The 21,863-nt window shown below is 60.2% G+C and carries 23 protein-coding genes; 8 read left to right on the top strand and 15 right to left on the bottom strand.

The genetic code is table 11. From position 1 onward, the window contains the following. Nucleotides 1-199: 199 nt before the first annotated feature. The 5 genes from QMX84_RS21745 to QMX84_RS21725 form a co-directional block, all read right to left on the bottom strand. On the bottom strand, nt 200-472 hold the full coding sequence (locus tag QMX84_RS21745; protein WP_048387006.1) for a hypothetical protein: 273 nt from the start codon (nt 470-472) through the stop codon (nt 200-202). A gap of 36 nt (nt 473-508) precedes the next feature. Then, nucleotides 509-1,276: an alpha/beta hydrolase gene (locus QMX84_RS21740; RefSeq protein WP_282364757.1), complete on the bottom strand. Its 768-nt coding sequence runs from the start codon at nt 1,274-1,276 to the stop codon at nt 509-511. Between the two features lie 33 nt (nt 1,277-1,309). After that, nucleotides 1,310-1,738 carry a DoxX family protein gene (locus QMX84_RS21735; protein ID WP_123752092.1) on the bottom strand — a complete coding sequence of 143 codons (429 nt, stop codon included), beginning with the start codon at nt 1,736-1,738 and terminating at the stop codon, nt 1,310-1,312. Next, complete coding sequence (locus QMX84_RS21730) at nt 1,735-2,007, bottom strand: DUF2282 domain-containing protein (RefSeq protein WP_048369240.1); 273 nt, start codon at nt 2,005-2,007, stop codon at nt 1,735-1,737. The genes QMX84_RS21735 and QMX84_RS21730 overlap by 4 nt, the downstream gene beginning before the upstream one ends. Nucleotides 2,008-2,203: 196 nt before the next feature. Continuing rightward, nucleotides 2,204-2,608 (bottom strand): hypothetical protein, encoded by a 405-nt coding sequence (locus QMX84_RS21725; RefSeq protein WP_262123615.1) that lies wholly within the window; start codon nt 2,606-2,608, stop codon nt 2,204-2,206. 116 nt (nt 2,609-2,724) lie between these two features. Here QMX84_RS21725 and QMX84_RS21720 point away from each other — a divergent pair, with 116 nt between their 5' ends. Beyond that, on the top strand, nt 2,725-3,180 hold the full coding sequence (locus QMX84_RS21720; RefSeq protein ID WP_282364756.1) for a hypothetical protein: 456 nt from the start codon (nt 2,725-2,727) through the stop codon (nt 3,178-3,180). 50 nt (nt 3,181-3,230) lie between these two features. On the opposite strand, the gene QMX84_RS21715 is transcribed toward QMX84_RS21720, so the two are convergent. The 6 genes from QMX84_RS21715 to mdlC all read right to left on the bottom strand — a co-directional run bounded on the left by QMX84_RS21715 (nt 3,231) and on the right by mdlC (nt 9,658). Continuing rightward, nucleotides 3,231-3,722, bottom strand: a complete 492-nt coding sequence (locus QMX84_RS21715; RefSeq protein WP_282364755.1) for a DUF1543 domain-containing protein — start codon at nt 3,720-3,722, stop codon at nt 3,231-3,233. A 1-nt stretch (nt 3,723) separates the two neighbouring features. Continuing rightward, the gene (locus tag QMX84_RS21710; RefSeq protein WP_282364754.1) at nt 3,724-4,323 is read right to left on the bottom strand and encodes a histidine phosphatase family protein; all 600 of its coding nucleotides are present in this window, start codon (nt 4,321-4,323) and stop codon (nt 3,724-3,726) included. A gap of 63 nt (nt 4,324-4,386) precedes the next feature. Further along, on the bottom strand, nt 4,387-4,554 hold the full coding sequence (locus QMX84_RS21705; RefSeq protein WP_153326517.1) for a hypothetical protein: 168 nt from the start codon (nt 4,552-4,554) through the stop codon (nt 4,387-4,389). A gap of 632 nt (nt 4,555-5,186) precedes the next feature. Beyond that, complete coding sequence (locus tag QMX84_RS21700) at nt 5,187-6,650, bottom strand: aldehyde dehydrogenase family protein (RefSeq protein WP_282364753.1); 1,464 nt, start codon at nt 6,648-6,650, stop codon at nt 5,187-5,189. A 12-nt stretch (nt 6,651-6,662) separates the two neighbouring features. Then, nucleotides 6,663-7,991, bottom strand: a complete 1,329-nt coding sequence (locus QMX84_RS21695; protein WP_282364752.1) for an aromatic acid/H+ symport family MFS transporter — start codon at nt 7,989-7,991, stop codon at nt 6,663-6,665. An 80-nt stretch (nt 7,992-8,071) separates the two neighbouring features. Then, nucleotides 8,072-9,658, bottom strand: coding sequence for a benzoylformate decarboxylase (gene mdlC / locus QMX84_RS21690; RefSeq protein ID WP_282364751.1), 1,587 nt, complete (start codon nt 9,656-9,658; stop codon nt 8,072-8,074). Between the two features lie 124 nt (nt 9,659-9,782). On the opposite strand from mdlC, the gene QMX84_RS21685 reads away from it, so the two are divergent. Beyond that, nucleotides 9,783-10,679, top strand: a complete 897-nt coding sequence (locus QMX84_RS21685; RefSeq protein ID WP_282364750.1) for a LysR family transcriptional regulator — start codon at nt 9,783-9,785, stop codon at nt 10,677-10,679. A 56-nt stretch (nt 10,680-10,735) separates the two neighbouring features. On the opposite strand, the gene QMX84_RS21680 is transcribed toward QMX84_RS21685, so the two are convergent. The 3 genes from QMX84_RS21680 to QMX84_RS21670 form a co-directional block, all read right to left on the bottom strand. Next, nucleotides 10,736-11,185 carry a RidA family protein gene (locus tag QMX84_RS21680; protein WP_256665491.1) on the bottom strand — a complete coding sequence of 150 codons (450 nt, stop codon included), beginning with the start codon at nt 11,183-11,185 and terminating at the stop codon, nt 10,736-10,738. A gap of 103 nt (nt 11,186-11,288) precedes the next feature. Next, nucleotides 11,289-11,684, bottom strand: a complete 396-nt coding sequence (locus QMX84_RS21675; RefSeq protein WP_262123621.1) for a cytochrome c — start codon at nt 11,682-11,684, stop codon at nt 11,289-11,291. 13 nt (nt 11,685-11,697) lie between these two features. Then, nucleotides 11,698-13,227 carry a flavin monoamine oxidase family protein gene (locus QMX84_RS21670; RefSeq protein ID WP_048387060.1) on the bottom strand — a complete coding sequence of 510 codons (1,530 nt, stop codon included), beginning with the start codon at nt 13,225-13,227 and terminating at the stop codon, nt 11,698-11,700. Nucleotides 13,228-13,730: 503 nt separating this feature from the next. Between QMX84_RS21670 and QMX84_RS21665 the strand changes: the two genes are divergently transcribed. Then, nucleotides 13,731-14,369 (top strand): LysE family translocator, encoded by a 639-nt coding sequence (locus tag QMX84_RS21665; RefSeq protein ID WP_048369254.1) that lies wholly within the window; start codon nt 13,731-13,733, stop codon nt 14,367-14,369. 29 nt (nt 14,370-14,398) lie between these two features. Here the strand turns inward: QMX84_RS21665 and glcC are convergent, their stop codons facing one another. Next, nucleotides 14,399-15,166 (bottom strand): transcriptional regulator GlcC, encoded by a 768-nt coding sequence (gene glcC / locus QMX84_RS21660; protein WP_282364748.1) that lies wholly within the window; start codon nt 15,164-15,166, stop codon nt 14,399-14,401. Nucleotides 15,167-15,400: 234 nt separating this feature from the next. On the opposite strand from glcC, the gene glcD reads away from it, so the two are divergent. Genes glcD through QMX84_RS21635 form a run of 5 tightly spaced genes read left to right on the top strand, consistent with a single transcriptional unit; the run spans nt 15,401 to nt 21,809 of the window. Further along, nucleotides 15,401-16,900, top strand: a complete 1,500-nt coding sequence (gene glcD / locus QMX84_RS21655; RefSeq protein ID WP_282364747.1) for a glycolate oxidase subunit GlcD — start codon at nt 15,401-15,403, stop codon at nt 16,898-16,900. Next, on the top strand, nt 16,900-17,964 hold the full coding sequence (gene glcE, locus QMX84_RS21650) for a glycolate oxidase subunit GlcE (RefSeq protein WP_282364746.1): 1,065 nt from the start codon (nt 16,900-16,902) through the stop codon (nt 17,962-17,964). The genes glcD and glcE overlap by 1 nt, the downstream gene beginning before the upstream one ends. Nucleotides 17,965-17,967: 3 nt before the next feature. Next, complete coding sequence (glcF, locus tag QMX84_RS21645; RefSeq protein ID WP_282364745.1) at nt 17,968-19,185, top strand: glycolate oxidase subunit GlcF; 1,218 nt, start codon at nt 17,968-17,970, stop codon at nt 19,183-19,185. A 24-nt stretch (nt 19,186-19,209) separates the two neighbouring features. Beyond that, nucleotides 19,210-19,611 carry a heme-binding protein gene (locus QMX84_RS21640; protein WP_282364744.1) on the top strand — a complete coding sequence of 134 codons (402 nt, stop codon included), beginning with the start codon at nt 19,210-19,212 and terminating at the stop codon, nt 19,609-19,611. 23 nt (nt 19,612-19,634) lie between these two features. Further along, the gene (locus tag QMX84_RS21635; RefSeq protein WP_282364743.1) at nt 19,635-21,809 is read left to right on the top strand and encodes a malate synthase G; all 2,175 of its coding nucleotides are present in this window, start codon (nt 19,635-19,637) and stop codon (nt 21,807-21,809) included. Nucleotides 21,810-21,863: the final 54 nt, after the last annotated feature.

Here is a 21,863-nt window from a genome sequence, read left to right as displayed (position 1 = left end):
GGCTTGCTCGCGATGGTCGTTAACGATGACGCGTTTTTGCCGAATAAATGAGGCGCTCTGAAAAGCATCGCGAGCAAGCCCGCTCCCACCCTTGGGTAGCATTGCTCTTAAGTGAACTGCATTGCCGCAGGAGCAAGCTTGTCTCGCGATCTTTTGATCTTAAAAAACGCGCGACAAACTCGCTCCTACACCGGGCAGGTTATTTGGCTTCGGTGGTGGTGCCGCCCAGTTTCATGCACTCAGACGGGGTTTTCACCACAACGCCCTGGCCTTTGCAGCTATTGAGGCCTTTGCAGTCGTTTTTCGACGTGGCGCACTGGCTTTCGCCTTTACAGCTGTTGACGCCGTAGCAGCGGCCAGGTTTCTCCTGCTGGTCGGCAGCGCTGGCGGCCGTAGCAAAAGATGCGGATGCCATAGCGATCAGGGCAGCAGCAGTGGCAAGGCTGACGCGGGATTTCAAAGAAGTGCTCATGGGGTGTCTCCAGGGTGTTTTTGTGGGGGTTTGGGATTAGTTAATAACTGATGCAGCGTCTTCGATCACTTTGGCCACCGCTTCCGGCTGGGAAATGTACACGGAGTGGCTGCCTTTTAGTTCAGTGACTTTGGAACCGGCGCGCTTGTACATCCAGCGCTGTAAATCGGGGCTCAAGGCCCGGTCTTCGGTAGAGAGCACCGCATAGGTCGGCTTCTTGTGCCAGGCGGCGTCCCACACGGTGCCGCCGAACAATGCGGTGGTGGCCGGAACTTGCGAGGCCGCCATAAAGTTGGTGCGGTTAGTAGTCAGGTCAGCGGCAAAATCATCATGGAACTTGCTGCGATCCACAAACAGATGGCCGTCGCGGCTCTGCTTGATGTCATTGCTTGGCGCAGGCATGGAGTTCAACAACTGGGACATGTTCTCGCCCACTTCCGGCTGCAGGGCCGAAACGTAAACCAGCGCCCTGACCTTGCCCCGGTCACCGGCAATCGAGATCACCCCGCCGCCGGAACTGTGACCCACCAGCACCACCGGGCCGACCTGCTGTTCCAGCACTTCACGGGCTTCGGCTACGTCTGCAGCAAGGCTTTCATGCCCCTGATGCACCACGGTGACCTTGTAGCCTTGGTGGGACAGGATGTCGTGCACCACTCGCCAGCCGGAGCCGTCGACAAACGAGCCAGGCACAATCACCACGTTTTTGCCGGTGCCGGGCAACGCCTGCGGCTTTTCAGCCGCTGAAGCCAGCATGGGAGCGGTCAGCGCCATGGCGATGACCAGAGAAGACAGAACACGCATTTAAGACACTCCACAGCATTATTGTTAAAGGGTTCACACACGCCGACGGCGCAACACGTTGTCCAGCGACCAGGCCCCGCCACCGTAGGCCAACAGCGGCAACAACAACCCCGCCCAGGTCAGGTGCGTCGGCCAGGCGTCGGGGTAGACAAACACCTCGATCACCAGGGTCATGCCCAACAGTGCAGCAGCAGACAGGCGGGTCATCAGGCCCAGCACCAGCAACAGCGGAAACGCATGCTCGGCGTAAGCCGCCAGATGCGCCGCCCATTCCGGGGGGATCACAGGCAAGGCGTATTCCGAGCGAAACAAGGTGTAAGTCGACTGTTTGAGTTCCAGAAAACCGGTGACTTTGGTACGGCCCGAGAGGAAGAACACCGAGGCGATACCGACACGGGCCACCAACAACAGCAGTGCCTCAGGCAATAACCGCTTGAGCACCACCGGGGCCGAGGCAATCACGGTTTTTCCGTCAGGCTGCCGTAGCCTTTAGGGGTTTTGATCTGGGTGCAGGTGCCTTTGTCCACCAGGATCCAGGCATTGCCCTGGTAGTCAGCGGTGGCGGTACCGGCGCATGAGGTGCCTTTACCCGCGGCACAATCATTGGCACCGGCCAGCGACACGCCGAAGCATTTCTCTTGAGGCTTGGCATCATCAGCGTGGGCAGCACCGGCAAAGGCACCGAGGGACAGAGCGAGGGTGGCGGCGAGAGCGGCGTAATGGCGCTTCATTGTTATATCTCCTGGCTTGACTGAATGGGTCCGTAGCGCAAGTTCAGGTGAGTGATCACTTGCGCTATCGGGTAGACAGATTTAAAGCCAGGCGTGTATCTGGTCTGTGTCGCGTTCGACCGTTAACAACCTGCGGGTGTATCAGCGTGGGGTTGGTACACAGTGTGATACACAGCGAGTGCGTTACCCCCCTGAATCAGTTGCCTTCGCCAGCACATCCGCTGTTGCGTTCACCGGCATAAGTCCAGGTAGACGTGTGGCTGAACGTCTCACCCGACATCGAGTCGGTGCAGGGTTTAGGCTCGATCACCAGGCTGAACGCCTTGCCCTGATCGATGCCGGTGTAGGTCGTGCGATCCCCTGACACCACTTTGTCGGCGTGCAATTGCCGACCCTCTAAGTGATCCGGAGTAATCCAGGCCAGGGTGTCGCCATTGACCTTGAGGGTCCAGAACGGCTCGTTGCCACGGGCGACAAACTGCCGGGCCGCACCCGTTGCTTCAGAGCCCGTGCTGCTGACCGAGGGCGCATGCTGGCTGCATGCGCTCAAGAGCAACGGCAACACAAACGCCGCGAGGGGCGCCATCACTTCCTTTTTCATCACGTCATTCCTTAAATGAGTCCGTGGGTCACCCTAGCAAATCAGCATGCAAGACGCATTGCGGCAACTCAAAAAACCCTGTTACATACGCGCATCCCTCGCCATGGACTGCCCGGATGTTTAACACGATCTCGTCATTCAAAACCCTGAGCGTCAGCCTTTTGCTTGTGACGTCAGCGGCGCATGCAGAACCTTACGCACCACAAGGCCCCGATTGGGCAAGAGTGGCACAGGCACTGTTGTCTGTGAGCGCCTGTCAGAACCGACTGGTAGAAGCCGATCGCGCAAAATGCTACCGAAACAACAGCTCACAGGCCTGCCGGTACCTGCCTGAGGGCGTCGAAAAAGAAAACTGTCTCATCGAGTACTCCTATAACCGGGTACCACAAAAAACCGGCATGCCTTCCCACCCGCCCCTCGTCATCTCACCCTTCAAATCAGACGGCCAGGCGCTGAACAACACCGCCTCGGTGAAAGCGACGCCGCTGCCGGCAGAAAGCGCGCCAGACGAACTCGACTCAAAAATAAAGTTCTTGTTGCATGACCAAGGGCAAGCGCCTGTTGTGCGGTAAGCGGTGATTGAACAATTGCCTGCAGGAACTGCGGCTGTTGCTGATACACGCTAAATAACGATGTAATCGTTGTGCTGAATCACACCCCGGTGCTCGCCCTCAATCAGATGAATGTAGCGCCCGCTCACCTGATCAATCGGCAAGCAATCATCCACATCCAGCAACACGTCGGTGTGGGCCTGTTGCCAGTGCTTGAACATGTGCTGTTTGGCCCTGGATTTGGCCTGGTTCTTGTCCTGGGCAACCACCAGCAGGTAATGATGGGCTTCACCAAAGGTATTCGCCTCGTAGCCACCCAGGTTGATGAAATACAAACGCGGCGAACCTGGCAGCGGTGCCAGCGGGCTCAGCTCAACCTTCCAGCCATCTACGCCGTCAACACGCATCCAGGCGTCGATGTGCAAACCTGCCGGGTTGCCAAACCAGCCCTGACGCAGTTGCGGGTAGGTTGCTTCCAGGCTGTCGGCGATGGCAAAAACCACGTCATGGACTTCGATTTTGGCTCGGGGATGCTTGCCCCCGAGCATGACAACAAACAGCATTTCAGCTCTCCAGTAACGACGCACGCAATACGTCAGTGTCCCGCACAGGAATCTGCAAATTTTCCAACGCCAGCAACTGGCCGTTTGCCAACTGCCAGTCATAAAAATCCGAAAAATCACCTTTGGCCAGCGCACGAATGGTCTTGGCCAAGAAACCGTGGGCAACTAATAAAACCGCTTGGGACGGGTATTTCGTCTCAAGGGCCAGCAAACCATCGCGCACCCGTATCACCACCTGCGCGATGGACTCGCCTCCAGTTGGCCCAAGCTCCCAGCGACGGGTGATGTTTTGCGCCCACAATTCAGGGAAACCCTCTCGAGCCTCGGCCTGGGTCAACCCTTCAAAAACCCCCACATCGCGCTCACGGAAACAGTCGATAATCTCAACCGGCAACCTGAGGTCACGGTTAAGAATGTTGGCGGTTTCTATTGCTCGCAAGCGTGGAGAGACAACAACAGTGTGCAGATTTTGTGGCAGATCAGCCGCCAGGGCTTCAGCTTGCTCACGGCCTCGTTGAGTCAGTTGCGGATCGAGCGCACCAAGATAGCGATGCTCGGCATTTGCCCAGGTTTCCCCGTGCCGTACCACGTATAAATGCATGGGATATGACTCGGCAATGAAGGGTATGGGGCATCAGTACACAGCGAACCGGGCAAAAACCCCTTATTTTTTGCCCGCTGTCCTGAACAGAGGCAGTGCCAGAAACAGCAGCCCGCCGCCCAGAAGCGTGGTGCCGAAACTGGCATGACCGGCCACTATCATTCCCAGCCCCGCGACGATCCCTGCCAAGCCGACAATTCGAATATTTTTGTCCGGTGATTTCAGTTCCATGCTGTCTGTACTCCCTTTGCGATTACGACACAGACTAGCAAAACTTGAGGCGAGCTTGCCAGACTGCGGTTTTACGCCTGTTTTATGAGGCAACCGACGATTGGTATGACGTTTGTCATGGCAAGGGAACTTGAGTTCTAAACTGAGTCCAATGAGGTTCTTATCGACTCAGGATTGCCAAGATGAACGCCACTTCCTCACACGGCTGGGTCTGGGCTTACCGAAAAGTCCGCAGCTTGCAATGCTCACGCCTGTCGTCTGCCTACAGGGCCACTTTGTATGTTTTACGGGGAGATACCGGCACGTTCCACAGTGACTTCAGCTGGCAGAAGAATCGTATCCGGCGATGAAATTTTGAATACCCCCATTTCAACTGTAGGAGCGAGCTTGCTCGCGATCTTTTGATCCGGCTCTTTTTACGGTCGCTGCGCGCCCGGACGTAGCCTCGCAAAGCTCGTCAACTGCTACGGGTGTGCGCGATACAACTGTAGGAGGGGCCGCCCCCGTCTTCGACGCCGCGCTGTCGCGCAGCAAACAGGCAACTGTAGTCGCTGACGAGGCACGAAGGCTGCGATCTTTTTAAAGATCAAAAGATCGCGAGGCGAGCTCGCTCCTACGAGAACTGCTGCGGTTTAAAACGGGTAGTGCCGTGGCGTGTGTTGCACGCTGATCCAGTGGTCACGGGTGAATTCATCAATCGCCCAGTCACCATTGAAACGGCCAAGCCCTGAGTTCTTTTCACCGCCAAAAGGTGCGTTGGCTTCGTCGTTGACCGGGATGTCGTTGACGTGGGTCATGCCTGCTCTCACTTTGCGGGCAAAGGTGACGGCGCGTTCCAGGTTGGTACTGAAGACGGCGCTGGAAAGGCCGAATTCGGTGGCGTTGGCCAATTCCAGGGCATGGGCTTCGTCGCGGGCACGGATCAGCCCCACCAGCGGGCCGAAAATTTCATTGCGGGCCAGGTCCATGTCGACGGTGACTTCGCCATAGACATGCGGCGCCATCAAGTTCCCATTACTGCCGCCCTCGAACAGCGGCTGAGCACCCTCAGCGCGGGCCAGTTCGATCTTTTCATGCAGGCCCTGCAACTGCTTGGCGTTGATGACCGGGCCGATCACGGTGTCTTGCAGGTTCGGGTCGCCCACCTTGAGCCCTTTGACCCGCTCTACAAAACGCTCGGCAAAGGCCGAATACAAACGCTCGTCGATGATGATGCGGTTGATCGCCATGCAGATCTGCCCCTGGTGCAGGAATTTACCAAACACCGCAGCATTCACCGCCTGCTCCAGGTCAGCGTCTTCCAGCACGACAAAGGGGCTGTTACCGCCCAACTCCAGCGCGACGTGCTTGAGGTGTTCGCCGCCGCTGGCGATTGCGCCAATACCGCGACCGACCGGGGTTGAACCTGTGAAGGTGATGAGCGACGGCACCGGGTGCTCGACAAACGCATCGCCAATTTCACTGCCCGCACCCACCACCACGCTCAATACGCCAGCCGGTAACCCGGCCTCTTCAAAGATGCGCGCCAGCAGCAAACCGCCACACACCGGGGTATCGCTGGCCGGTTTGATGACCACGGCGTTGCCCAGCGCCAGCGCCGGGGCAATGGAGCGCTGGGTCAAGTGCAGCGGGAAGTTCCACGGGCTGATAACGCCGACCACGCCAAGCGCGCTGCGATACACCCGGCTCTCTTTACCCGGTACGTTGGACTCGACGATGCGCCCGTGAACCCGCGCCGGGAACGATGCCGACTCCAGCGCAATGGCCCGTGCCGCGCCCCACTCCAGTTGCGCCTTGAGCCGGGTGCTTCCGGACTCACGGATGAGCCAGTCGATGATTTCGTCGCGGCGCCGGTCAAACACCGCCACCACCTCATGCAACACCGCCGCTCGCGCCGAAGGCCCAAGCGCCGCCCATTGCGGCTGCACCTCGGCGGCCTTGCGATAGGCAGCGTCGAGGTCGGCCCGGTTGGCCTGAGGGATTTCCAGCAGCAGCGAGTCGTCAAACGGATTAGTCACCCGCAGGTGTTTACCGCCCGTGCCTTTACGCCACTCTCCGGCAATCGGTTGCAGATGAAAATCGCTGTAATGGGTCATGTCATGCTCCTTTTAAACAGATTCAGAGGCTTGGGTAACGGAAGACGTGGGGCGTACGTGAATGCACACGATCGCCAAAGCACCTATTACTCCGGGCAACGCGAACGCCAAAAAGTTCTGCTGGAAGGGTAAGTCCAGCGCCAACAGGCTGCCGCCGAGCATCGGCCCGGCAATGGCCCCGAGACGGCCAATCCCGGCGGCCCAGCCCACGCCGGTCGAACGGATGTGCGCCGGGTAAGAAATCGAAGCATAGGCATGAATTACCGCCAGAGTGCCTATGGTGGTTGCACCCGCAATCAGCAACAGCAGGTTAAGCAGGATCGGGCCGGGCTTGAAGCCAAGGGCGGCCAACGACAGCGCCGCCAGAACGAAAAACAACGCCAGAGTGCGCTGCACACCCAGACGGTCCGCCAGCCAGCCGCCTAACAGTGCACCCACCGTGGCACCCACGTTGAGGGTCACCAGAAACGCGAGGCTCGAACCCAAGGGGTAACCGCCATGCGCCATGAGTTTGGGCAACCAGGTATTGAGCCCGTAGCTCATCAGCATGCACATGGCGAATGCCACCCACAGCAACACAGTGGCCAGCGCCTGACCTTTGCTGAATAGCTGCGGCAGGCGGGCAGCGCGGGTCTGTTTGTCATTAACCGGCAGGCTCAAAGGAGTGCCGGGGCGATACGCCGGGTCGACTTTGACCAACAGTTGATCCAGTTCACCACGGCGCCCCTTGAGGGCCAAAAACGCCGCCGACTCAGGCAGGTAACGCAACATAAATGGCACCGCCAATACCGGCAGGACGGCCACATAAAACACCGCCTGCCAGCCCCATTGCGGGATCACCGCAATCGCCAGCAAGGCCGACAGCACCGCGCCCACCGAGTAGAAGCTCGACATCACGGTGATCATGGTGCTGCGCCGCCCTTCGGGGGCGAATTCGCTGATCAGGTTGATCGCACTGGGCACCAGCGCGCCCAAGGCCAGGCCCGTCACCAGACGGCAGGCGCCCAGCTCGAACGGCGTGGTGGCGTGCCCGGTGAGAAACGCAGCCAGGCTGGCCAGCAAGGTGGTGAGAATGATCAACTTGCGCCGGCCAAAACGGTCGGCCAAGGGCGCAATCAGAGTGCCGCCGAACAGCATGCCGAACAACGCGCAACTGCCCAGGGTGCCAGCTTCAATCGCAGACAGTTGCCAGTCCTGCATCAACTGCGGCACCACCGAGCCATAGATCACCATGTCGTAGCCATCGAACAGCATGATGAAGCAGCCCCACATCAGTATCAGCAGGTGCGTGCGGTTAAACGGTGCGGCGTCGATCACTTCACTGACGGAAGTTTTGTTCATAACCACCTCTTTTTTTATTGTTGTTGTCGTGCGGTATCAGGCCCGTTCCCCCAGACAAGGCTCGGGCCTGACGTGGGCTGCTAAGGCTCGATGGTGAGCGTCGGCACCTCGATCAAGACCGGGCGCTGGCCCTCCAGTGCCTCAGTGAATGCCACGGCAAACTGCTCGGCGGTGTCGGTGCGCACGGCGTGTACGCCGTACCCCTGGGCAATCGCGCAAAAGTCCAGGCCTGGCACATCCAGCCCCGGCGCATCGCTGACGTTCAACACATCGGCAAACCAGCGCAAGGCGCCGTACGTACCGTTTTTAAGGATGATGAACACCACGGGGATGCCATATTGCGCCGCCGTCCACAGCGCCGTAATGCCGTAGTTGGCCGAGCCGTCACCAATAATGCCGACCACCCGCCGCTCTGGCGTGGCCAGTTGCACGCCGACCGCCGCAGGCAAGCCAAAGCCCAGGCCACCGGCGGCCGGAAAGAAGTAACTGCCCGGTTCGCGCATTTCGACGCGCTGCCAGAACGCGCCCACGGTTGAGGTGGACTCCTTGACGTAGATGGAGTCTTTGGGGGCCAGTTGGTCGATCAGGTCAAAGACGGTTTCCGGGCGCAGCAAACCACCCTCCTCGACCACCGCTGGCGGGCGCGGTAAAGCCTCGGGCATTGCCCGCGTGCCGGGTGCAACCTCGGCCACCAGGGCTTCAAGGGTCAGGGCAATATCCGCCACCAGCGCATCGCCCATCGGCGCACGCGCCGCCTCGCCCGGATCACAGGTGATGTGCAGCAGTTGCGTGCCCGCTGGCAGGTAGTCACCGGGGGCGAACTGGTGATAACGAAACACCGGCGCGCCTACTACCAGAATCACGTCATGGTCGGCCAGCAGGCGGCTGATCCCGGCAATCGCCGCCGGTAGCACACCGCGAAAACATGGATGGCGCGTCGGGAACGGGCAACGCGATGCCGAAGGCGCCACCCAGGCGGGCATGCGCAGTTTTTCCGCCAGTTGCACGGCCAGCACGTTGCTGCCACTGCCATCCACGTCCGGGCCGAGCACCAGCACCGGGTTGCGTGCGCTCGACAGGCGCTGCCCCCAGTCGTGCAACTGCGCAGGCGACGGCACACCGGCACTTGCCACGTGGCGCCGGGCCAAGTGCTCAACCCCGGCCGGAGCTTCGCAGGCCCAATCGTCATACGGGATGGACACATACACCGGACCACGGGGCGCCAGGCTGGCCATGTGAATGGCCTGGCTTAAGGTGCGCGGCACGTCCTGCGCCGAGGCCGGTTCGTGGCTCCATTTCACCAGAGGCTTGGGCAACTGTGCGGCATCGACGTTGGCCAGCATCGCTTCGACACCGATCATCGAACGCACTTGCTGCCCGGCGGTAATCACCAGCGGGCTGTGGGAGTACCAGGCATTGGTCAGCGCGCCCATGCCGTTGCCAGTGCCTGCTGCGGCGTGCAGGTTGACGAAGGTCGGTTTGCCGGTGGCCAGGGCAAAGCCGTCGGCCATGCCCACCACGGCGCCTTCGTGCAGGCCGAGGATGTAGCTGAAATCTTCGGGGAAGCCCTTCAGAAACGGCAGCTCATTGGAGCCGGGGTTGCCAAAAATGGTGGTCAGACCTTGCTCGCGCAGAATGTCGTAAGTGGCAGAGTGAACGGTTTTCATAGGGACCCTTGCAGCTGTTTTTAGACTTTGGGTTACTCTTGCAGCTGCCAGTTGATTGATCAAATCGATACTATCTCTATTAAAAATAAGCCCTATCTATATCGCTGTAGCCACTTGAGGCGCCATGAGCCACATCGACCTGAACCTGATCCGCACCTTCATCACTCTGTATGAAGCCCGCAGCGTGACCCTGGCCGCAGAACGTCTGTTCGTCACCCAGCCTTCCGTGAGCTATGGCCTGGCCCGCCTGCGCGAGCTGTTCGATGACAAGTTGTTCAGTCGCACCCGTGACGGCATTCAGCCGACGTTTGTCGCGCAGCAGCTCTACCCCACGCTGCGTGATTGCCTGACACGCATTGAGGGCGCCGTGCAAAGCACTCGCCAGTTTGACCCGGCAACCACTGAACGACGCTTTCGCATTGCGCTCTCGGACTTGGGTGAGATGGGCTTTTTATCGCTGATTCTGGCGCGCCTGAACCGCGAGGCACCGCAGGCGGAGGTCGAAGTCATACCGCTGCAGGTCGATCAGGTGGGTGAATGGCTGGCCAGCGCCAAGATCGACGCCGCGATTTGCCGCCATCCTGTACCCGGAACCCACAACCGGGTGCTGATGCATGAGCGCTATACCTGCCTGCTCAGCGCCAACCATCCGCGCATACGCGAGCACATCAATCTGCAGCAGTTCCTCGCCGAACGGCACGTCACCGTGACCCGCACCTCCGGCCACGGCAGCATTGAAGACGTCTTGAAGAGCATGAATGTCGAGCGGCGGATCAACCTGCACGTGCCGCATTTTTCCGTGCTGCCGAAAATTCTTCCGGGCACCGACCTGCTGGCCGTGCTGCCTGAGCAGATCGCCAGATTATTTGTGCATGACGGGGGGTTGCAGATGCTGGACTTGCCGTTCCAGGTGCCCGAGTTCGATGTCTCGTTGCATTGGAACCCGAACAGTGAGAGTTCGGCGGCGCTGCGCTGGTTTTGCGCAACCATTGCCGATGCGATTATCAGCGGCCAGGTTTAAAAGCCACGCACCATGGCCAGCGTGTTCGCTGACCATGGGTTAAGGCGTAGATCAGGTTATGGACGAACCGCCGTCACTTCGATTTCTACCAGATAGTTGGGGTTGGCCAGACCGGCCACCTGGAACGCTGAGCGGGTTGGGAGCTTGGGCTGGGCAGCCGTGCCAAAGAACTGGGTGTAGCCCTTCATAAAACCGGCGAAATCCATCTTGCCGGTTTCAGGCGTCCCCACCAGATAGACCTGCATTTTCACCACATCGCCCATGGTCAGATTGAGGCTTTTCAACGTGCCTTCAATGTTCTTCAGCACATTGACTGTCTGCACTTCGGTGTCGCCATAAGCAGCCAGTGTCTTGGGGTCGGCCTTGCTGTCGGCAATCGGCGGCACTACGCCACTGAGGTTGACCACGGTGGCCCCAGGCGGAATTTCCACGGCCAGGGAGATCGGGAAATCGGAGTTTGGCAGCTTGTGCCGGATCACCTCTGCGGCGTTGGCTTGGGTGGCCATCAAGCCGCCCAGCAAAGAGGTCAGCAGGACAGTGGTGATGATGTTCTTCGACATGGTTTATTCCTTTAGGGGTGTAAAAAAAACACGTAATCCATAGTGCTTATCAGCGCTGGGTGAGGACCCTAACCTCTTCGGCCGTGACCGTATCGGGATATTGATTACCAAAATGTGTGCGGACATAGTTGACCACCGCAGCAATCTGCTGGTCATCCATGTACTTTTTGAAGCCCGGCATACCACCTTGCCCGGAGGCCACCATGTACACCGGGTACACCTTGGCACCGAGCTTGGAGTTGGTCGACAGCGCCGGGTAAGCGCCTGCACCATGAGCCCCTTGGCCTTCGGCCATGTGGCAGCCCTGGCAGACTTGATTGAACAGCGCTTCACCGGTCTGTTCTTCGAACTTGCCGGAGGTGGACAGGATCGGGGCGTCAGCGGCAAACGCCGTCGCGCTGCCCATCAGGCCCCACAACACAGCGGTGGACATAATCGTACGCATGGCTAACTCCCTGTCAGGCGGTTTTAGTGCTGGCGATGATGTGGGTATGCAGGCGCTTGATCGCATCGTGCGACGACAAAATCGCGCCCTCCATCCAGGCTGGAATGTACGAAGCATGCTCACCCGCGAGCACAATGCGGCCGTCGATCTGGCACAGATTTTTGTAGTGCTGTTGGCGCGTCTCGGGCGTCCATAAGCCGTAGCAGCCGTTAGTCCAGGGCACACGATGCCAGCCAACGGCGATGCCGTTTTCGAATTCGCTGGGGTATTGCGGGTGAATCTGCGCGCCAAACTCCACAGCCTTTTGCACGCGCATTTGCGGGCTCATGGCGGTAAATTCGTAGGCATTCGGGCCCCAGATATACGCCCCCAGCAGCACGCCCTTGCCTTGCTTGCCATAGTCGGTGCTCGGGTAGCTGATCTTGCTGACGGGCGTGTCGGTGTAGGTGATGCCGCCGTAGATATGCTCGTCCTGCTCCCAGAAACGCCGCTTGAACTGCAAGCCGACCTTCACCGAAGACTCGTAAGGCACGGCGCGAATGGCGCTCATCATCGGCGCGCTGACATCGATGGGCAATTGCCCAAGGATCGACAGCGGCAAGGTGCACACGCACCAGTCAGCCTGTTCCTGCTGTGCCCCGCCGCTGCCATCACTGTTTTGATACGTGACTGTCACGCCGTTGGCATCTTGCTGGATACGCGTGACCTTGGCGTTGTAATGAATCAGGTCATTCACCTGTTTCTGAAAGGCCTGGGCAATCATGTCCATGCCGCCCACCGGCTGGAAAATGCTGCTCTGGAATTCGTACTCCTGGCCGCTGGCGATGCTTTGCCAGAGGTTGGAATCGAGCAGCGCCTTGCAGTCAATGGGCTCGGACGGCACCGCCTCGGGCATCAGACCGCCGCCATCATCCACAGCAAAACCCCGGCGCAGGCTGGTTTCCAGGGATTTCTTGTACGCGTTGTTGGCATCCAGCGCGCCCCACTTGCGCATCACTTCCAGCAAGCGTTCGCGGTCCTCGCGGGTCAGGGCCTGGTCCAGGCCGTGCTGGTTGACAGCCTTGCTCAATAGTTCGGCAACATGCCCCTGAAAGTCGGCCTGCACCTCGCGATAACGCTGCGGCTTGCCACCAAACGCCTTGGTGGAATGCACCATGGCGTTGTAATTGACCTGAATAAATGGCTCCAGCGCGACACCGAACTTATGACAGTAATCGAGCACCGCATGGTGATGGTAAGGAATGCGCCACGGTCCGGGATTGAGGTACAAGCCTTTATCAAACTCGCACTGTTGGGTCGCACCGCCCAACTCGGTAAAGCGGTCGCCACCGCGCAACGTCCAGCAACGCCCGCCAGGCTTGGCGTTGAACTCCAGCACCTTGACCTGATACCCGGCTTTACGCAGTTCGTAAGCGGCAGTCATGCCCGCCAGCCCTGCCCCGAGAATCAATACACGGGTGCCCTTGGGCGCGCCGCTCAAGGCAAAATTGCGCTCGTAGGTGGATTCTGCGGCAAAGCTCAACGCACTCATTGCCTGATACATCGCAGCGGCACCCGCTGTCACACCGATCCAGTTCAGCACCTTGCGGCGGCTCACAACCATTACTTGCTCTTGCATGATCAGTCCTTTGAAGCGAAAGAAAATATCTGTGCCTGCAAGGGCCTGGAGCAAGGGCTGTGCCAGCCTGTCAAAACCACTAAAAATGAAGAAAATTTCATAAAAATACGCATGCGGATGCATCGGCATCGATCATGCGCGGCCGCTTTTGGTGCGCGGAGGGTGCGTCATCAATGGGCACAATCAGAACGGGCGTGCACGATGAAAACTGTAGAAGCGAGCTTGCCTCGCGATCTTTTGATCTTCTGAATGATCGCAATGCAGATCCTCCTACAAGTATTCAAATCGAATCCCAACGGCGGTCCTTCGGCCCGCATCGCAGCCTCGTACCTCGTCAGCGGCTACAGGACGTGCGCGGTGTAGCGTTAGCACCCGCTCTATGAGAATCTTGCAGCCCCTGCTGTGTGGGTCTTGCGGAGAGTTCCCCTTTGGTTTCATTAAATGATTGGCTGAGCTTCACCTTTATCGCCATGCTCGTGACGCTCACCCCCGGGCCTGCGGTGATCATGTCGTTGTCCAACTCCATCAGCCATGGCCCGTGGCGGGCGATGATCGGCTCGCTGGGCAATGCCATCGGGCTGCTGCTGATTGCCTCCGCCACCAGTGCTGGGCTCGGTGCACTGTTAATCGCGTCTGCCACGGCATTCCTGGTACTGAAGGTCGCGGGGGCCAGTTACCTCATTTATCTGGGCATCAAACAGTGGCGCAGCCGCAATCGCGCGTTTGATAACGTGCAGGCTAATCCTTCAGAAAATCTGTCAGGCTGGAAGCTGTTCACCAAAGGCTTCTCGGTCGCGATTACCAACCCCAAAGCCATCCTGTTCTTTGCCGCCTTCCTGCCGCAGTTCATTCAGGGCGGTGACTCCAGCTTGTCTTACCTCGCCGTGCTGATCATTACATTTGCCGGCTGCTCGATTGTCGCTCACCTGTTTTATGCCCTGCTCGCGCAGACGCTAAAAGGCTACTTGGCGACGCCAGCGCGGGCCAAAGCCCTTAACCGCTTGTTTGGCGCCTCGTTTATGGGCCTGGGCATCAGCTTGTTGACCATCCGCGGCAAAGTGGCCTGACCCCGCAACACAGGAGCTGGACGCCATGTTCAGCTCCACCCCTCCAGGCGCATCGTCGCCCGCACCAGCCGCTGTTCTTCGTTTTCGATCTCTTTAAGACTTTCACTGATGCTCTGGATATGAGAGATGGCCGCCTTGCGCGCCTGCTCCGGCAAGCGACCGGTCACGGCGTTGTACAGCCGCGCGTGCTGGCGGTCGATTTGGCGCTTTTGCGGCTCGCGGTGGTAGAGGTTATTGACCGATGCAAACACCGTGTTCAACAACAGATCGGTGAGTGAACGCAGGGTCTGCACCAGCACCGGATTATGCGACGCCTCACAAATGGCCAAGTGAAAGGCATGGTCCAGTCGTGCATGGGCAGACGCATCGAGGGAACGGTCGTGCGCATCGAGCAACGCATGATAGCTACGGGTGATCAGCACAAAATCGGCGTCGGTACCGCGCAAGGCCGCCAGCCGTGCAGATTCGCCCTCCAGCAAGCAGCGCACTTCAAACAGGTCATACAGCGTGCGCGGTTGCGAGCTGAACAAGTGCATCAGCGGCGACGCACTCGCCTCGCCGGAAAGATCGGCAACGAAAGAACCCTTGCCCTGCTCGGTCTTGATGATGCCGCGAGCGCGCAGCAGTTTCAGGCCTTCACGCAGGGAGGTACGGGACACGCCGAGTTTTTCGGTCAAACGCCGTTCCGAGGGCAGTAATTGCCCGGTCTTGAGCACTCCGTCCACGATCAGGCGCTCGATGCGCTCACACACCACATCGGCCACTTGCGGGTTGCGCGGTGATTCCATTCTGTCCATGAATACTCCAACTGGTACGACCAGTTCGGCCGGCACAATCCTGTCGGTTTGCGCACACACCTAACGCATTGTTTTTGAATTTATTTTTAATTGAAACAAACAAGCGGCGCTGCAAAAACTGGTTCGACCAGTTCAACAACGTATGGACAGTAAATCGCCTCGGGCCAATGATGCAAGTCAGCACTCTCCGGCAACGGACCTCTAATAAAAATAAACAGGTGTCGCCCACCGACCATGAATATTCTTTACGACGAAGCCGTCGACGGGGTTCTGCCCGACGTCGACAAAAACGCCCTGCTGCTGGCCCTGCAAACACAGGTGCCCGACCTGAAAATCCTGCATGAGCCTGAGGAACTGAAGCCCTACGAGTGCGACGGTCTGTCGGCCTATCGCACCACGCCGATGCTGGTGGTCCTGCCCCATCACCTTGAGCAGGTGCAGACCGTGCTGCGGCTCTGCCATGCGCACAAGGTGCCGGTGGTCGCACGCGGCGCGGGCACGGGCTTGTCGGGCGGCGCCTTGCCATTGGAAAAAGGCTTGCTGCTGGTGATGGCGCGCTTCAACAACATCCTCCACATCGACGCCGCCGCCCGCACCGCGCGGGTTCAGCCGGGGGTGCGCAACCTGGCGATTTCCCAGGCTGCCGCGCCCTATGGTTTGTACTACGCGCCGGACCCTTCGTCCCAAATTGCCTGTTCGATTGGCGGCAATGTGGCCGAGAACGCCGGTGGCGTGCATTGCCTGAAGTACGGCCTGACCGTGCACAACGTGTTGCAGGTTGAGATCCTCACGGTGGACGGCGAACACCTGACCCTCGGCTCACAAGCACTCGACTCGCCGGGGCTGGACCTGCTGGCGCTGTTCACGGGCTCCGAGGGCATGCTCGGGGTAATCACCGAAGTCACCGTCAAGCTGCTGCCCAAGCCGCAAACCGCAAAGGTGCTGCTGGCCGCGTTCGATTCAGTCGAGAAAGCCGGGCGCGCGGTGGGCGACATTATTGCGGCGGGGATTATTCCGGGCGGTCTGGAAATGATGGACAACCTGGCGATTCGCGCCGCAGAAGACTTTATCCACGCGGGTTACCCGGTCGACGCCGAAGCCATCCTGTTGTGCGAACTCGATGGCGTAGAGGCAGACGTGCACGATGACTGCGAGCGCGTGCGCCAGGTGCTGGAACTCGCGGGAGCCACCGAAGTGCGCCAGGCCCAGGATGAGGCCGAGCGCGTGCGGTTCTGGGCCGGACGCAAAAATGCGTTCCCGGCAGTGGGCCGTCTTTCGCCAGACTATTACTGCATGGACGGCACCATACCGCGCCGCGAGCTGCCCGGCGTGTTGCAAGCCATCGCCGCACTGTCAGCCGAATACGACTTGCGCGTGGCCAACGTGTTTCACGCCGGTGACGGCAATATGCACCCGCTGATCCTGTTTGATGCCAACCAGCCCGGCGAGCTGGATCGCGCCGAAGCGCTGGGCGGTAAGATCCTCGAACTGTGCGTGAAAGTCGGCGGCAGCATCACCGGCGAACACGGCGTGGGCCGTGAAAAAATCAACCAGATGTGCGCGCAGTTCAACAGTGATGAGCTGACCCTGTTCCATGCCGTCAAAGCCGCGTTCGACCCCGGCGGGCTGCTCAACCCCGGCAAGAACATCCCCACCCTGCACCGCTGCGCCGAATTTGGCGCGATGCACGTGCACATGGGTCAGTTGCCCTTCCCTGAACTGGAGCGTTTTTGATGCGCAGTGAACATGATGTCGACAACAGCGCCGCGCTGCTGCAACAGGTCAACCAGGCCCTGCACAGCGCCACGCCTTTGCGCATTCAGGGCGCTGACAGCAAGGCGTTTCTGGGCCGCCCGATGACCGGCGAAGTGCTCGACACCCGCACCCACCGGGGCATCGTCAGCTACGACCCAACAGAATTGGTGATCACCGCCCGCTGCGGCACGCCATTGAGTGAACTGGCCGCCGCCCTGGACGCGGCGCAGCAGATGTTGCCCTGCGAACCGCCGTCATTCGGCAGCCACGCGACCGTGGGCGGCATGGTCGCCAGCGGGCTGTCCGGGCCACGTCGCCCATGGGCCGGCTCGGTGCGTGACTATGTACTGGGCACCCGCGTGATCACCGGCCACGGCAAGCATTTGCGCTTTGGTGGCGAGGTGATGAAAAACGTCGCCGGTTATGACCTATCGCGCTTGATGGCCGCCAGTTATGGCGCATTGGGGGTGATCACCGAGGTGTCGCTCAAGGTCCTGCCCAAACCGCGTCAGGCCTTGAGCATCAGCCTGGAAATCGACCCTGACCGGGCCCTGCAACGCCTGGCGCAATGGGGCCAGGAGCCGCTGCCGATCAGCGCCGCGTGCCACGACGGGCAGCGCCTGCACCTGCGCCTTGAAGGCGGCGAAGGGTCGGTGGCGGCTGCCCATGACAGGCTGGGCGGCGAGTTGCTGGACGCCGCCTATTGGGCGGATTTGAACGAGCAACGCCTGGATTACTTTGCTCAAGGCCAGCCGCTGTGGCGCTTGTCCTTGCCCAACAACACCGCACCACTGGCCCTGCCCGGCCAGCAGTTGATCGACTGGGGCGGCGCCCAGCGCTGGCTCAAATCGGATGCCGATGCGGCCTTTATCCGCCGTGTGGTTGAAGAAGTGGGCGGGCATGCGACCTGCTACACACCCGGCCAGACTGACAGCCCGTTCCAACCGTTGCCGGCAGCCCTGATGCGCTACCACCGCACCCTCAAGCAACAACTCGACCCCAAGGGTATTTTCAACCCCGGGCGCCTGTACGCGGAGCTTTGAGCCATGCAAACCACTTTGAGCCAACAAGCCCGGCAACTGCCCCGCGCCGAAGAAGCCGAACGCATCCTGCGGTCCTGCGTGCACTGCGGTTTCTGCAATGCCACCTGCCCGACCTATCAATTGCTCGGCGATGAACTGGACGGCCCGCGCGGGCGGATTTACCTGATCAAGCAAGTGCTGGAAGGCAACGACGTCACCCGCAAAACCCAAGCGCATCTGGACCGCTGCCTGTCGTGTCGCAATTGCGAAACCACCTGCCCTTCCGGGGTCGATTACCACAACCTGCTGGACATTGGCCGGGCGGTGGTGGACGCGGCGGTGCAGCGGCCGCTTGGCCAGCGCCTGTTGCGCGAGGGATTACGCGCCGTGGTGCCCAAACCGGGCCTGTTTAAAGGGTTGCTGGGCAGCGGTCAGGTGTTTCGCGCCGTGTTGCCCGCGACCTTGCAAAGCAAGCTGCCACACAACGTCGAACCTGCCAAAGCGCGCCCGACCCGCCGTCATGCCCGTCAGGTATTGATGCTCGAAGGCTGCGTGCAACCCGGCTTGTCGCCCAACACCAACGCCGCCACCGCCCGCGTTCTGGACCGGCTGGGCATCAGCATCACGCCAGGCCGTGAGGCCGGTTGTTGCGGCGCCGTGGATTACCACCTCGACGCACAAGCCGCGGGCCTCAACCGGGCCCGGCGCAACATCGACGCCTGGTGGCCAAGTATTGAACAAGGCGCCGAAGCCATCGTGCAAACCGCCAGCGGCTGCGGGGCCTTTATCAAGGAATACGGGCACTTGTTGAGCACCGATCCGGCGTATGCCGACAAGGCCAAAAAGGTCAGCGCCCTGGCCAAGGACCTGGTTGAAGTACTGCGTGACGAGCCTCTGGAAACCCTTGCCATCAGCAGCAGCCAGCGAGTGGCCTTCCACTGCCCGTGCACCTTGCAGCACGCACAAAAGCTCGGCGGCGCGGTGGAGTCTGTCCTCACCCGCTTGGGTTTCAACCTCACTGCGGTGCCTGACAGCCATTTGTGCTGCGGCTCGGCAGGCACATATTCGCTGACCCAACCCGAATTGTCGCGACAACTGCGCGATAACAAGCTGAACGCACTGGAAAGCGGCAAACCCGAGGTCATCATCACCGCCAATATCGGCTGCCAAACCCACCTTAACGGTGCCGGACGCACCCCGGTGCGGCACTGGATCGAGCTGGTCGAAGCGGCATTGCCTTAACCCCTAACTCACTTGAGACCTGTCATGAAAAGCAAAGCCGTATTGAGCCAGACCGAAGTCCAGCAGATTCTCAAGGCTGCCCGCCTCGAGGCGCAAAATAACCAATGGGCCGTGAGCATCGCGATTGTCGATGACGGCGGCCACCCGCTGGCACTGGAGCGGCTCGATGAGTGCGCACCGATCAGCGCCTACATCGCCACCGAAAAAGCCCGCACCTCCGCCCTGGGACGCCGCGAGTCCAAAGGCTACGAAGACATGGTCAATGGCGGGCGCCATGCGTTTTTGTCCGCGCCGTTGCTGACCTCCCTTGAAGGCGGCGTGCCGATCATCGCCGACGGCCAGGTCATCGGGGCCATTGGCGTGTCCGGGGTCACCTCCGCGCAAGACGCGCAAGTCGCCAAAGTTGGCGCGCACAGCCTCAAATAAACCGAACTGAAGGAGAGATAACAGTGAGCGATTTTGTTAACTGTCACGGCCTCAAGGTTGCACCCGTGCTGCACCACTTCATTGAACACGACGTGCTGCCGGGCACCGGGCTGGATTCGCAAGCGTTCTGGAGCGGTTTCGCCGGGCTGGTGCACGAACTGGCACCGCTCAACCGTGCCCTGTTGGCCGAGCGTGATCGGCTGCAAGGCGAACTCGACACCTGGCACCGCGCGCACCCCGGCCCGATCACCGACATGGCGGCGTACCGCAACTTCCTCAGCGGCATTGGCTACCTGCAAGCGCCACCCGAGCAGGTCAAGGTCAACACGGCCAACGTCGACAGCGAAATCAGTACACAGGCCGGGCCACAGTTGGTGGTGCCTGCCGCCAATGCGCGCTATGCCCTGAATGCGGCCAACGCCCGCTGGGGTTCGCTGTACGACGCGCTGTATGGCACCGATGTGATCGCCAGCGACGGCGGCGCTGAAGCGGGCCGCGCCTACAACCCGCTGCGCGGGGCCAAAGTGATCGCGTTTGCCCGGGCGTTTCTGGATCAGGCGTTCCCGCTGCAAAAGGGCTCGCACGTGGATGCCACGCGCTACCAGATTGAAGGTAAGACCCTGCGGGTCAGCCTCACAGATGGCAGCCAGAGCGGTTTGGCCAACGCCGCCCAATACCTTGGTTATCAGGGTGCCCCCGCCGAGCCGACGGCCATTGTGCTCAAGCACAATGACCTGCACGTTGAAATCCAGATCGACCGCCACAGCGTCATCGGCCAGTCTGACGCCGCGGGGGTCAAAGACCTGCTGATGGAGGCCGCACTCTCGACCATCATCGACTGCGAAGACTCGGTAGCGGCGGTCGACGCAGACGACAAGGTGCAGGTCTATCGCAACTGGCTGGGCTTGATGAAGGGCGATCTTAAAGAAGACTTGGTCAAAAACGGCAAAACCATCACCCGCCGCCTCAACCCCGATCGCGAATACACCGGCGCCGACGGCTCGTCGCTGACGCTGCCGGGGCGCTCGTTGTTGTTTATTCGCAACGTCGGGCACCTGATGACCAATCCGGCGATCCTCGACAATCAAGGCCTGGAAATTCCCGAAGGGATTCTCGACGGCGTCATCACCAGCCTGATCGCCGTGCATGACCTGCAACGCCGCGGTAATTCCCGCGCTGGCAGCGTGTACATCGTCAAACCGAAAATGCACGGCCCGACCGAAGTGGCCTTTGCCGAGCAGTTGTTCAGCCGGGTCGAAGATCTTCTGCAGCTGCAACGCCACACCCTGAAAATGGGCATCATGGACGAAGAGCGGCGCACCAGCGTCAACCTCAAGGCCTGCATTGGCGCCGCCGCGTCACGGGTGGCGTTCATCAACACCGGCTTTCTCGACCGCACCGGCGACGAAATCCACAGCGCCATGCAAGCCGGGGCGATGCTGCGCAAGGGCGACATGAAAGGCACGCCGTGGATTGCCGCCTACGAGCGCAACAACGTACTGGTGGGGCTTGATTGCAACTTGCGCGGCCGCGCACAGATCGGCAAAGGCATGTGGGCCATGCCGGACCGGATGGCCGACATGCTGCAACAGAAAATCGCCCATCCCCAAGCCGGTTCCACCACCGCCTGGGTGCCCTCACCGACGGCGGCAACCCTGCATGCGCTGCATTACCACCAGGTGTCGGTACACGACGTGCAAACCACCCTCGAACAGACCCGCTACGCCGACGTCAGCGAGTCCCTGCTTGAAGGACTGCTGACCGTGCCGGTGGTAAGCAAGGCCGAATGGTCAGCGGACGCCATCCGCGAAGAAGTCGAAAACAATGCCCAGGGTTTGCTGGGCTACGTGGTGCGCTGGGTTGAACAAGGCATTGGTTGCTCCAAAGTGCCCGACATTCACGATGTAGGCCTGATGGAAGACCGCGCGACGTTGCGTATTTCCAGCCAGCACATCGCCAATTGGCTGCTGCATGGCGTGATCAGCCGTGAGCAAACCCTCGAAACCTTGCAACGCATGGCCCGGGTGGTTGACCAGCAAAACGCCGACGACCCGCAGTACACGCCCATGGCGGCAAATTTTGATCATTCGGTCGCGTTTCAAGCGGCGTGCGCGTTGGTGTTTGAAGGGTGCGCGCAACCCAATGGCTACACCGAGCCGCTGCTGCACACGTTCCGGCTGGCGTATAAACAACCTTGACGCAGCCTCGCGCTGCTCGGCAGCGACTACGCATCTGTAGTCGCTGCCGAGCAG

The sequence above is a fragment of the Pseudomonas sp. PS01297 genome (genome assembly GCF_029959305.1).
GTDB classification, from domain to species: domain Bacteria; phylum Pseudomonadota; class Gammaproteobacteria; order Pseudomonadales; family Pseudomonadaceae; genus Aquipseudomonas; species Aquipseudomonas helleri.
The sequence above is the reverse complement of the archived record's forward strand: the minus strand, read 5'-3'. Positions and strand labels throughout refer to the sequence as shown.